Raw genomic sequence first — 13,305 nt, forward strand, 5'->3', positions numbered from 1 at the left:
TCAGGGAAACAAAATGTAGGCGGCCTTGTTGGGGTAAATGATGGAGGCACTGTTACAGATAGTTATTGGGATAAGGAGACCTATGGACAGACTGTATCAGCAGGAGGTGAGGGAAAGACAACAGCAGAAATGAAACAGCAGGCGACCTATGTTGGTTGGGATTTTGTTAATGTATGGGCTATAGAGGAGAATGTAACCTACCCATACTTACGAGCCTTAGGTCAGCCAGTTGAGCCTGTGATAGTAGAGAAGGAGATATGGAGTTTATCTGATTTGAACAAGATAGGACGGGATAGGGAATATCCTATGGATGGGCATTATACCTTGATGGTGGATATAGATGCGAGTGCTACGATAAACTGGGATGGGGGCAAGGGATTTAAACCAATCACACTGGTAGGTAGATTTGATGGAAATGGGCATGTGATACGGAATTTATATATAAATCGTTTGGAAGAGGATAGAGTTGGTTTATTTAGTCATGTTTATGGAGAGGTGAAGAATATAGGCGTAGAGAATGTTCAGGTGGTGGGTTATGAGTATGTCGGTGGTCTTGTAGGTAGGAATTATGGTACCGTGAGTCAGAGTTATTCAACTGGCTCGGTGGTGGGTAGTTATAAAGTCGGTGGTCTTGTGGGTCTCAATAGGGGTACTGTAAGTCAGAGTTATTCAACTGGCTCGGTGTCGGGTGTGGATGGAGTAGGCGGTCTTGTGGGGGATAATTACTCCGGTACCGTGAGTCAGAGTTATTCTACTGGCTCGGTGGCTGGTGGAGGTTCAGTCGGAGGTCTTGTGGGGAGGAATGAGGGAGGTACCGTAACGCAGAGTTATTCCACGGGCTCGGTTTCAGGGAAACAAAATGTAGGCGGCCTTGTTGGGGTAAATGATGGAGGCACTGTTATAGATAGTTATTGGGATAAGGAAACATCCGGTCAGACCACATCTAATGGAGGTGAGGGAAAGACAACAGCAGAAATGAAACAGCAGGCAACATTTGTAGGTTGGGATTTTACAACTGTGTGGGACATAGAGGAAAATGTAACCTATCCATATTTACAAGCATTAGGTCATCCTGTCCTACCTCCAGCGGTGGTGGAGAAGGAGATATGGAGTTTATCCGATTTGAACAAGATAGGGCGGGATTGGGAATATCCGATGGATGGGCGTTATATATTAATGGCAGATATAGATGCAAGTGATACGATAAATTGGAATGAAGGTAAGGGATTTAAGCCGATAATATTGGTGGGCAGATTTGATGGTAATGGGCATGTGATACGGAATTTATATATAAATCGTCCGGAAGAGGATGAAGTTGGTTTATTTGGTCGTGTTTATGGAGAGGTGAAAAATATAGGCGTAGAGAATGTTCAGGTGGTGGGTGGTAATGATGTTGGAGGTCTTGTGGGGGATAATTACTCCGGTACAATGAGTCAGAGTTATTCTACTGGCTCGGTGCAGGGGGGTAAGAAAGTCGGAGGTCTTGTGGGGAGGAATTATGGTGATGTGAGTGAGAGTTATTCCACTGGTTCGGTGTCGGGTGTAGATGGAGTAGGCGGTCTTGTGGGGGATAATTACTCCGGTACAGTGAGACAGAGTTATTCCACGGGTTTGGTATCAGGTGGTGATCTTGTAGGCGGTCTTGTAGGATATAAAAATGGTGGTTCAACTACCCAAAGTTACTGGGACAAGCAGACATCTGGTCAAAGTTCATCAGAGGGAGGAACGAGAAAGACAACAGCGCAGATGAAAAAGAAGGCGACATATGTGGGTTGGGATTTTGTTAATGTGTGGGACATTATAGAAGGTGTTAGTTATCCTTATTTACGGGTTTTAGGACCTACACAAGGACACGGAGACGAGGGAGAAGGAGCGAAGGAAGGTTAGGGAAGTAAAGAGGGAGTAAAAAAGGGGAAAGTAGGCACAGAAAGTTCACCATCTACATCAGAAGGTGAAGGGCGTGTTCCGCCACCGACGGAGGATACAGGAAAACAAGGTTGTGGTTGTGGTGGTAAATCATCAGGCAATGATATGTGGTGGAAATACCTATTAGATGTTATTCTGTTTGGTATGCTGATAGTTTCTATGAGCGGTATGCGTAGGCGGAGATAAAAAGAGTAACACAGTCATCGTGCCTGTGGTTAAAAAGTAAAACAGGCACCCCTGCCTGTGAGGGATTATCTAAAGGGGCAGACCTATGTGTTTGCCCTGAAGAGTGAATGTATGTAACAGATTTATCCCTACTACCGAATGGATTGATTACACTACAACCATCATTTGCAGTGAACAAAATTCATTTTTTTAAGGGAGCAGGGATGCTCCCACTACATTATACCTTTAGAAAAGAAATAAACTCCAGAGAACACGGAGGAAAGAATTGAAAAACTCTGTGGTTAAATGTTCTTTCAATCAAGTAATTGAAAATTAAAAAGACACGGGCAGGGGTGTCTGTGCTATCTATAAAATGTCTCGTATGCCATATAATGCCCTTGCGTATAGAATAATCCATACCTCTTTACCATGTAATCAGATAGATATAGAAAAAAGCATTTAAAACCTTGCCCGTATGGCTAATACTTGAATCGGTCAAGATGTTTTGTCCATTAATTTCTTTCATTTTTTTATTTCTAATTTGCCTTAAGAGTACGTAATTATCTTTCTTAACTACATAGTAATTTTAGCATTTGTGTACTATTTAATTTTGGATATATCATCTCCTTTTTGATTTTCAAATATTGTCTATCTTATTCTTTTTTTATTCTTTGATACTTTTATAACCCTAATTTAAGGATTTTGTCATGAGAAAAGTTTTTGGTTTTTGTGTACTGTTTGTTTCTTTTGTTTTATGTATTGGTTCGGCTGAGGAGGTATGGAAGGCAGGTGTTGCGGTATGCGATATAACACCACCTACGGGTTTATGGTTGGCGGGTTATGCGATGCGTGACCGTCCAGCAGAAGGGACAATACACCCACTATGGGTAAAGGCTTTATCTTTACAGGATTCTCAGGGAAAAACGGTGGTGATTGTTAGCAGTGACATACTTGGTTTCACTGCGGAAATGTCACAAAGGATAAAACAGCATGTAAAAGAAAAGACGGGGTTAGAATCTGGGGATATCCTTTTAAATAGTTCTCATACCCATTCAGGTCCTGTTGTTGGGGATTCACTGATTGCTATGTATAAGATTGCAGATGACACGGAACATTTGAATAAAATTCAACAATACACAGAAGAACTCGAAAAAAAGGTTGTGGATACTATTGTTACTGCAATTGGGCATTTAGAATCTGCAAAGTTATTTATGGGAAGAGGGGTCGTTCGTTTTGCTGTAAATCGTCGTAATAATAAAGAGGCAGAAATCGAAACCACGTATGATTACAAAGGTCCTGTGGACCATTCTGTACCTATACTTGTGGTTAAAAATGCTGGGGATGATAGTATCCGTGCCATTGTGTTTGGTTATGCGTGTCATTCGACAGTTTTATCTGGCTATCAGTGGTGTGGTGATTATCCAGGGTTTGCCCAGATAGAGTTAGAGCAAGCATATCCTATGGCGAAAGCCCTTTTTGTGGCGGGTTGTGGTGCAGATATAAATCCTTTGCCCCGCAGAACAGTCGCCTTAGCACAACAGTATGGGAAAGAACTTGCGGTAGCAGTTACTCGTGCTATAGAAGACAACTTACAAGAATTACCTTCATCTCTGAAAACAAGATATGAGACTGTTACACTACCACTGGAAGCACCTTTGTCGAAAGAGGAGCTCCAACAAATAGCCAATGACACAAATAAGGCGGAGTATATTCGCCGTTCTGCTCTCTATTTGTTAAAAGATTTGGAACGGGGAATTCCCTTGAGAACTTCGTATCCCTATCCGATACAGGTATGGAATATCGGTGGATATCCTATAATAGCATTGGGCGGAGAGGTTGTTGTTGATTATGCCATTGCTATAAAACAGCAGTTACAGACAAATGCAATGGTGTTAGGTTATTCCAATGACCTGATGAGTTATATCCCTTCTGCTCGGGTGATTCGTGAAGGAGGCTATGAAGGTGATACTTCACAATTAGAATATAAAATGCCTGCCAAATGGAAAGAAGACATCGAAGAACTCATCCTGAATGCTGTTACACAAATGTGGACTCAAATTAAGTAATCATATTAAGCCTATCACATTTATTGCTGAATAGGATTTTATAAACTATCTGGTTGCTTCTTTTGAAGACGTGCTCACAGAAAGTGAAAAGCCATCATATATTTTATGGGTTTACCATGATTCCATGGGTCTTTGGGAATAGATAGGATATAATCTGGTACAAGTTCTTGCAACTCTTTTGGTCACCGACTATGTTTCAGACGAAACTGTTCTATTGCTATTACGGTCTGAGCTGATTCAGGATTAAGATAGGTCTGAGATACAACATTAAAAATTTGATTTACTTCTGGACAGGTTAATATGCTCTGACACAATATTTGTGTGTTTGGCTAAATTAATAGGATTTATTTATAAATTTATTTTTAGGGACTTTATACATTATGCAAATTTGTTTTTATTTGTTATTCTTGGCTTAAAATATAAGTGATGTATAAATAGAATTTACAAACAGGAGAAGGGTTATGGAAAAGGATAATAAACATAAAGAGAAACGTTTTTCTACTCGCAGAGAATTTTTAAAATCTGCAGGTGTTATGACTGCGGTAGCTGGTACATCTACGGTTAAGAATGCATGGGGTGCTAATGAGACATTAGCATTGTTTGGTGGTAGCCCTGCAGTAACTTATCCGCAAGATGATTCTGCACGCTGGCCTCGTTATGGTAAGGCGGAGGAAGACGCAGTATTAGAATTGGTTCGGAATCCGTCTTACAATCCAATAGATAAATTGGAGGAGGACTGGAAGAATTATATGCAGGTGCCTTATGTAAAGGCGCATTTTAATGGGACAAGTGCATTACTTGCGATGTTTTTTGCTCTTAATTTACCACCTGGCAGTGAGATTATGGTTCCTTCGTATACCTTCTTTGCAACTATTCTTCCGATGCGTTTGTTTGGGTTGGTTCCTGTTTTTGTAGATATTAATCCACAAACACTCAATTTTGATTTAAATGATGCAAAGAAACGGCTAACGCCGAATACGAAGGCTGTTCTTCCAGTTCATTGGATTGGTTTGCCAGCAGATATGGATGACATTAATGACTGGGCGAATGAGAAAGGACTTATTGTTCTTGAAGATTGTGCCCATGCACACGGAGCAAGATTAAAAGGGAAGTTAATGGGCACATGGAGCAGAATGGCTATTTTTAGTTATCAGATGAGCAAGCCTTTACCTGCTATTGAAGGTGGTATGGGTGTTTATCAAAATGCAGATGATTGGGGACGTGCAGTTGCTTTTGGTGATTATAAAGTAACAAATTTGCCAAAGGATAATCCATACACGAAATATTCGGGTTCAGGTTTGGGTGTTAAATTACGAATGCATCCGATGGCAGCAGTACTTGCTCGTTGTCAGTTGATAGGACTGGAAGAACGGAATGAAGCTGGTGTTCGTCAAATTCGGAAGCTAAATGACCAACTTTTAGAATTGGAAGGGCTTTCGGAGCAGACCAGCGGAAGAAAGGATGTAAAACGACTTCATTATCAGTGGAATATGCTGTTTGTTGATGAAAAGAAAACAGGTGTGCCACGAAATCGGCTTGTGGAGGCTTTACGTGCGGAAGGTGTTCATGCTGATGGACTTCATTATACATTACAACATGAATTGCCTGTATACGCAGAAGATGAATGGTGGCATCACAAGCCTGTTATCCCTGAGTTGCCTGGTTCGAAACAGGCAAATGAAACGAATATTGCTCTACCATACTTTACAAAAGAAGTTCCTGAATTGGTTGAGCAATATGTTAAGGCATTTCAAAAAGTTTGGGCCCATCGTAAAGAATTAGTGTGATAGAACCAAAATGCAAAGTATAAAAAGAAGGATAAGAAAAATGAAGTGGATAGGAGTGATAGTTTTTACTTTGTTATGTCTTATGTCAACAATTGCTAACAGTGAAGAAGAATTTTGTCCACCTGTGGCAGTACGTTTGATGAGTTATGGTGCATATCAAGAAAGTGCATGGACACACTTGCCTTCTATAGGGGTAAAATACTTATTCATGGCTGTTCCAACTGCTGACCAAGTTGCAGAAGTGATGAAAAAATTAAATGAGCATAACTTAAAGGTTTTGGTTCTTCGAGGTGAGGCTGATATAACACAAGATAACTGTATCCAGCAATTGGAAGACCAATTTAAAGTGTGTTCACAAATGGGTGTTCATTATCTTTTCCTTTCCGCTAAACGTAAAGAGACCCCAAAAGAGGTTGTATACGAACGATTACGCAAAGCAGGTGATGTGGCTGAGAAATATGATGTGACTTTAGTATTAGAAACGCATCCTGATTTAGGAACTAATGGTGATGTGCAGATTGAGACAATGAAAGCAATTAATCATCCACGGGTACGTGTAAACTTTGATACTGCAAATATTACCTATTACAATCAAAATACAGATGCAGTTACTGAATTAAAAAAGTCTGTCCCGTATGTCGCAACGGTTGAATTTAAAGACCATACGGGAGAGTATGAGACATGGAACTTCCCTCCACTTGGGCAGGGGAAAGTAAACTTTCCCGAAATTGTAAAAATCTTAAAAGAACATCATTATAATGGTCCCATCACTATTGAATTTGAGGGTGTAAAAGGGGTGGAACTAAATGAACAGCAAATTAAAGATGCAATAGAGACTTCCGTAAAATACGTGCATTCTATTGGTTGTTTTAAATAATTAGACCGAAACATATTTTTATAGTAAGGAGTGGATAGCCTGTGAACATAGTTACGAAAAGTTTAGGATATGCAGACTGGATATTAATCCTTTTCTATTTTGTTCTGATGTTAGGGGTTAGCCTTTATTCTTATCGCTATATCCAGCAATTGAAGGATTATTTTAAAGGAGGAAATCGTATTCCGTGGTGGCTTAGTGGGGTTTCCTTCTGGATGACCAGTTTCAGTGTTGCCGCCTTCGTTTTCTATCCATCCCTCTGTTATCGTTATGGCTGGGTCGGTATTACGCTACTGTGGGTAGCGGTGCCTGCTACTATTTTCAGTGCTTACGTGTTTGGTTGGCGTTGGCGTAGACTACGTGTGAATAGTCCAGTCGAGTTTGTAGAAGAACGCTATAACGGGACATTACGTCAAATCCTTGTTTGGCAAGGAGTGCCAGTTAAAATTATTGATGATAGTATGAAACTATTAGCAACGGGTAAGTTCGTCTCCATTATTACGAATATCTCTATTGCCGACTCCATACTTCTCGTAGGTGGTATTATTCTCTTTTGCACTTTTCTTGGTGGGCTTTGGGCAGTTACGATTACTGATTTTATTCAATTCATTGTGTTGGGTGCAGGTTTACTCGTTATTTTGCCATTATCCATATACCACGCTGGTGGTATTACTCACATTTTTGAAAGTGTTCCCAAAGGATTTTTCCACCTTACCAATGATGAATTCCCATGGAGTTATGTTATTCCATTAGTGATACTTTATGCCTTTTCTTGGAGTAGTATTAATTGGTCGTTGATACAACGTTACTATTGTGTGCGTGATGAGAAGGAGGTAAATAAAGTCGGTCTCACTGTGATTATTCTATATATTATTGGTCCTCCACTCATGTTTTTCCCTGCTTTTGCTGGCAAATTAATTGTGCCAGAATTGAAAGATGCTGGTGATATTTATCCAATCTTATGTTCAATGCTTCTACCTGCTGGGATGTTAGGGCTACTTATCTCAGCAATGTTCTCCGCGACAATGTCTACGTTGAGTAGTGATTTTAATGTCTGTGCCAGTGTTATTACGCAAGATGTCTATCGACGGCTAATTCGCCCTTATGCTCAGGAAAAGGAACTGATATGGACAGGGCGTATCAGCACAGTTGTGGTCGGAATTTTAGCCTTAATAGTTGCTTTACTGCTCAGCCGTGGCAAGGCAGAGAATCTATTTCGGGTGATGGTGACTTTGTTCGGTGTAGCCACAGGACCTGTTGCTGTGCCCATGATGTTAGGGATGGTCTCTAAAAGATACACGGCACGTAGTGCCATCTTTGGGTTTTGTATAGGGACACTTGTCGGACTATTGTTCTTGTATATCCAGTTGTGGGCAAAATCGTTCACACTACCTTTTGGGATTGCTTGGGTTGCTGATAAAAAAGAACTTATTCTCTGGGGTTTAACGATGAAGATGGAAATAGCCATGTTCTTAGCAACAACATCCATAACATATGTATGTATGGAACTAATCACGATCCTCGTTCCCGCTTCTATCTCAGAACGGAATAATATTGGCAAATTCTTCCAGAAGATTGAGAATCCTATCGGTAAGTTAGATGAAGATAAAGAAGTTATAGAAGGAAAAGAATATTTTTCACCATATAAAATTGTAGGCACTTGTGGTGTGCTGATAGCTATCGCTCTCTTTATCATTTCCGTAATTTCCACGCAAGGGACAGAACAAATTATTGGTATAACAGTATCTCTCCTATCACTACTTGGTGGGCTCCTTTTCTTCTATTTCAATACCCTCGCCCATTCTAAAAAATAATATCCAAAAACCATTAGATACTTTCTTAAATATACCAGAGTATAACTTTGATAATGATATGATAATTAAATAAACATTTTTAGGAGGGATTAAATAGGGTTGAGTAGTTTCTGGATTTCGGGGTTGTTTATATTGTCAAGTGTTACGACGGTGACACCAGTGTCAATTCTTTTTTCAACAGGTTTCCCTTGAATTGTATCGTATGCAGTTTTGACACCAAGATAGCCCATATTAAATGGGTTCTGGACGATGAGTGCCTGAATGACACCATCTTTAAGGGACTGAATTTCCTCTTCCGCAGCATCGAAGGCAACAATTTTTACCTGTCCTGCTTTCCCTTTGCTTTTTATAGCCTGTGCACAGCCGACCGCACTGGATTCATTAGCGGCGAAGATGCCTTTGATACTCGGGAAGGACGTTAGCATATCATTAGTCACATCCATTGCTTTAGCCACATTACTTTCACTATATAGGGTTGAAACTAATTTTATTTTGGGATAGTTGGCGATGCCCTCTTTAAATCCACGTTCTCTCATTTCAGAAGTAGCGGCACCAGGCACAAAAGGTATCAGTCCAACATCCCCTTCTTCACCTATGAGTTTGGCGAGATGTTCTGCTGCAATTTTGGCTCCAGCGACGTTATCTGTTGCTACAAAGGATACTGGCTTTTCGGAATTTACACCAGAATCGATAGTGACCACGGGAATGCCTTTTTTTACCGCAGTTTCGACGATACCAACAAGGGCATTTGCATCACTTGCAGCAAGGACAATCGCATTAACATTACGGTTTATCATATCTTGAACGATATTTATTTGTTGTTCCACTTCTGTTTCTTTTGCTGTTCCCTGCCAGATGATTTTTACGCCTAATTCTTTCCCTGCTTGTTCTGCACCCGCTTTTACTGTTAGCCAGAATTGATGTGAAAAGGATTTCGGGATAACTGCGATTTCTATTTCTTTTTTGTTGGATGTAGAGACTTTTTGTGAATCTGACGCTTGTTGAGAAGGACCGCAAGAAATTAAAGTTGCGGTAATGATGAATATTGCAAAGAGATTTCTGAGCATACATATTCTCCTTTTATATGATGTTAGTTGTTGATGTAAAATCGAGCATTTATTGTTATTACCGAGGTACGTAATACCGTTCCCCAGTACCAACCACTTCAATTGCGATTCCATGTGTCTTAACATCAAGTAACCGGGCAGAGGAACCAGGTATAATTTCACCAACATATACTTTATTTAAATTTATAATAGCCAACCCATGAGGATTTTTTGGACCGGCTTCGCGAAGGACATTCAGTTGCATGTTTTCAAGCCCAAGCCGAACTCTATCCGAAGTCCTCAATACAGGTAACCTTGTCATGTCGATAGATTCTTCTACTTTGGGTTTAGGTAGCGATAAGGTTTGCTGGAATTGTTCTGGCTTTAATGATGGTGGAGGTTCTAATTCCTTTGTTACTACCTTCGGAGGTGTTACATCTTTTGGGGATTGATTAGATGAGACAACAATGTTCTTTTGTGGCTCATTTTTTGGGGTAGGCGGTGAAGATGTTTCTTCAGGAGTAGATAAAGGTTTTTGAGATGTAGCCGACTCATTGGTAGGGGGTTGTATCACCGTATTTTGAACAGGTGTCTCTTCAACTTGTTGAGTTCTTATAACAGGTTCTTCTTTTATTTCCTGTTCAACTCTATTATTCTTCTCGGTTGTATTTCTTGCAATTTGTAGTTGTGTATTTTCAGATTCTATTGGAATTTGTTGTTTACTTTTGGATTCTATCGGTTCTTTCGCAGTTGTGTCTGGTGATGGTTCCTTTTGAGGTTCTGGCTGTATTGAAGGTTTAACAGGAGGAAGAATCTGTTTTTGTTCTACCTGAGCAGGTTGTGGTTTTGGCATTTCTGGCACAGGATTGTTCTCTTTGGGTGGTGTTGATACAGCCTTTGTCGTTATATTTTTGTCCGTATCGTTTGTCTGTGTCGCTTCATCTGAAATTGCTTTCTGTGGTTCAGATGGGGGTTCATTTTGTGTTGACTTCTCGTCTGATGTTGAGTTATTAGAAACAATAACGGGCTGAGAATTTTTAGCGATTTGTGTTTTAACAACTAAAAAGGACACAGACACAGATATAACAATCAAAGCAAGAAGAAGCAAAACACCACCTAAGAAAAATACTTTAGGAGAAAAAAATACAACGGGTGCCCTATCAGGAGTAGATGAAACGGCATCAGGCTTGGTTGTTTCCGAAACAGTCGAAATAATTTCGGTGCTATCCTGTTCTTCTATCTCTTCCTTTTCAAGAAGTTTCAATTGCCGTTGTTTTTCTTCCTCGAGTTTTTTTAGTGCATCGAGGATTGAACTCATTTATTTTCTCCTAATTACAATTAATATATATTATTTTACAAAAATGTAGAAAAAGAAAAAAACTGGAAGAGAAACTGAAAAGAGTTTCCTAAGTTTATTAAGATAATATTCAATAGATAGAAATTATAATTAACTAAGACCCCTCATAAATATTTTTTAGTTATGAATGGTTATAAATTGGTGAATGCACTTTATATGATTAGCAATAGGTGTTTACAAAAAATTGGAAAGAAGTTTAATTCTCAATTGGATTAAATGTTAGTGTTACAATTTCTTTTGTTTTATTTGATTTTCTAAAATATGAATTGATATGGTAATTTTTTTGCAAAATCTGTAAATTCATTTCATAAAGGAGATGAACAATGAGTCATAAAACTTTGTTTGGAATGCCTCTTTCAGATAAAGCAATAAGAAAGGGTGAAAAATTAAAGAAAAGGTTTGCAAAGAAGTTTGGGTATACAGGTAAGGATGAATTTCCTTTAATTGCTAAGCCTAATGATATTTTATCACCATTTATTAATTTACATGATGTTTTTTCTGAGAACGAAGGAATGTCTCTCGACCCTACCAGAGGTATGGTTATTGGGACTATTCGTATGGGATATGGACATTACCGCATCGGAATGGCGATAGCCTCTGCGGTTAATCATGCAGGTTGTATTCCATACTGGTTTGATTTGTTGAATTTTAACAGTGCAGGGGCACGGATGATTCGTTATCTGGATTATTGGTATTCGCTTGGGTCTCGTCTCTCGCAGAAATCAAAGTTGTTTAATCGTTTCTTTTGGGATCCACTGATGGGAAAATGGTATCGTGGTCTGGAGAAGAATTATCCTGTAATGGCTACAGCGGAGGTGTTGTCTGATGTATATCGTCAACTCGACCCTACTATTCCTGTTCTGGCAACCCATCCGTTCAATGCACACGGGGCGAGTTTCGCAGGTATGAAGAAGGTTTTAAATCTTATTCCAGATAATTGTCCATTAGGCTTTCATCTTTCGCCAGAGGCTTTGCAGATTGTTCAGGGACCTTCTGAGTATTTCGGATTTCGCACACTTCGTGGAATGATTACGCCTGGTATTGGGAAAGGTATACCGCAAGAGCAAATAAGAGCGGTTGGACATTATGTTGACTATGAATTATTGGCTCCGTTAGAAGAAGATGTGCAAAATCGTATCTCACGTATGGATAGGAAAGAGCCAAGACGGTTCTTAATTTCTATTGGTGGGGCTGGTGCTCAACAAGATTTACTCGTTAATATTGTTAAGTTTCTATGGAAATGGATTAAAGATGGAAAACTGGTTTTATTTATTAATTTTGGTGACCATAAGAATGCATTGGAGTATTTTCGGAAGAATATTCCACAATTTGATGACCTGCTTGTTTTACACAATCAGTGGGAAGAAACAAAACAATTTGTAAAGAATGCATTAAATAATGAAATTATAGGAACACTTCATGGCTTCCTGCATGACAACACTTATTCCGCAGTCTATACCACGAATCTGTTGATGCGTCCAAGTGATTTGCTAATGACCAAACCCAGCGAATTAGCGTTTTACCCGATACCCAAATTGTTGTTAGAACGAGTTGGCGGACATGAAGCATGGGGTGCTATCCGTGCCAGTGAAATTGGTGATAGCACACCGGAATGTGTTGGGCTTGATTTTATTTTGCAAGTACTAAACATGCTTATTGAAGAAGATGACTTGCTTAAAATGTATAATGAACAAATTGTGTTACTTAAAAAAATCGGTATATACGATGGTGCATATAAAGCGGTAGAGATTGCTATGGAAAAGTAAAAACGAGTTTAATTTAGGTTTTATGGAATTTAGCAATAAAAGGGATATTGTTACTACAACGAGACATGCCCTCTCTTTGGGATTTTTTTGAAAGAAATATATTAATTTAAGAAATACCCGATTTTCGATGTGATTTTGCTCCTGCTTTATTTACATAAACAAAGTGTGATTTACTGGAAAACAATTTGATTTTTGATATTTAATAGTGTATGATATAAGTGAAGTTATTGTGTTCTTTAAAAGTTTAATACTAAACCAAACAAATTAACCCCGAATGTTATCCGGGCGACTTGCGAGGGCACATGCAATAAGAGGTCTCGGGTAACAGAAGAAAAAGGAAAGGAGTTGGGTTATGAAGAAACAAGGTTTTACGCTCATTGAGCTACTCGTCGTCATTGCTATTATTGGTATTCTTGCCGCTATATTATTGCCGGCACTTGCCCGTGCTCGTGAAGCGGCGCGTCGTTCCTCCTGCCAGAACAATTTGAAGCAGTGGGGTGTCGT

10 protein-coding genes are annotated in these 13,305 nt (G+C 39.4%); 7 read left to right on the top strand and 3 right to left on the bottom strand.

The features are described 5' to 3' along the window. A partial coding sequence (locus PLJ10_12840) for a GLUG motif-containing protein (protein ID HOK10531.1) occupies positions 1 to 1,887 on the top strand: 1,887 nt, incomplete at its 5' end. Here the strand turns inward: PLJ10_12840 and PLJ10_12845 are convergent. After that, the gene (locus PLJ10_12845; GenBank protein HOK10532.1) at positions 1,884 to 2,027 is read right to left on the bottom strand and encodes a hypothetical protein; all 144 of its coding nucleotides are present in this window, start codon (positions 2,025 to 2,027) and stop codon (positions 1,884 to 1,886) included. The genes PLJ10_12840 and PLJ10_12845 overlap by 4 nt on opposite strands. Before the next feature lie 771 nt (positions 2,028 to 2,798). On the opposite strand from PLJ10_12845, the gene PLJ10_12850 reads away from it, so the two are divergent. The 4 genes from PLJ10_12850 to PLJ10_12865 all read left to right on the top strand — a co-directional run bounded on the left by PLJ10_12850 (position 2,799) and on the right by PLJ10_12865 (position 8,632). Continuing rightward, positions 2,799 to 4,157, top strand: coding sequence for a neutral/alkaline non-lysosomal ceramidase N-terminal domain-containing protein (locus PLJ10_12850; GenBank protein HOK10533.1), 1,359 nt, complete (start codon positions 2,799 to 2,801; stop codon positions 4,155 to 4,157). A gap of 461 nt (positions 4,158 to 4,618) precedes the next feature. Beyond that, positions 4,619 to 5,944: an aminotransferase class I/II-fold pyridoxal phosphate-dependent enzyme gene (locus PLJ10_12855; protein ID HOK10534.1), complete on the top strand. Its 1,326-nt coding sequence runs from the start codon at positions 4,619 to 4,621 to the stop codon at positions 5,942 to 5,944. 40 nt (positions 5,945 to 5,984) lie between these two features. Further along, positions 5,985 to 6,821: a sugar phosphate isomerase/epimerase family protein gene (locus tag PLJ10_12860; protein ID HOK10535.1), complete on the top strand. Its 837-nt coding sequence runs from the start codon at positions 5,985 to 5,987 to the stop codon at positions 6,819 to 6,821. Between the two features lie 41 nt (positions 6,822 to 6,862). Next, the gene (locus PLJ10_12865; GenBank protein HOK10536.1) at positions 6,863 to 8,632 is read left to right on the top strand and encodes a hypothetical protein; all 1,770 of its coding nucleotides are present in this window, start codon (positions 6,863 to 6,865) and stop codon (positions 8,630 to 8,632) included. Positions 8,633 to 8,721: 89 nt separating this feature from the next. Here the strand turns inward: PLJ10_12865 and PLJ10_12870 are convergent, their stop codons facing one another. After that, entirely contained in the window at positions 8,722 to 9,699 is a 978-nt protein-coding gene (locus PLJ10_12870; GenBank protein ID HOK10537.1) for an ABC transporter substrate-binding protein, read from the bottom strand. Positions 9,700 to 9,757: 58 nt separating this feature from the next. Then, entirely contained in the window at positions 9,758 to 10,996 is a 1,239-nt protein-coding gene (locus PLJ10_12875) for a hypothetical protein (GenBank protein ID HOK10538.1), read from the bottom strand. Between the two features lie 362 nt (positions 10,997 to 11,358). Between PLJ10_12875 and PLJ10_12880 the strand changes: the two genes are divergently transcribed. Further along, positions 11,359 to 12,801, top strand: a complete 1,443-nt coding sequence (locus tag PLJ10_12880; GenBank protein ID HOK10539.1) for a hypothetical protein — start codon at positions 11,359 to 11,361, stop codon at positions 12,799 to 12,801. Positions 12,802 to 13,153: 352 nt separating this feature from the next. Next, the coding region (locus PLJ10_12885; GenBank protein HOK10540.1) for a prepilin-type N-terminal cleavage/methylation domain-containing protein at positions 13,154 to 13,305 on the top strand (152 nt) is incomplete at its 3' end.

It is taken from the genome of Candidatus Hydrogenedens sp., from assembly GCA_035361075.1.
Classification (GTDB): domain Bacteria; phylum Hydrogenedentota; class Hydrogenedentia; order Hydrogenedentales; family Hydrogenedentaceae; genus Hydrogenedens.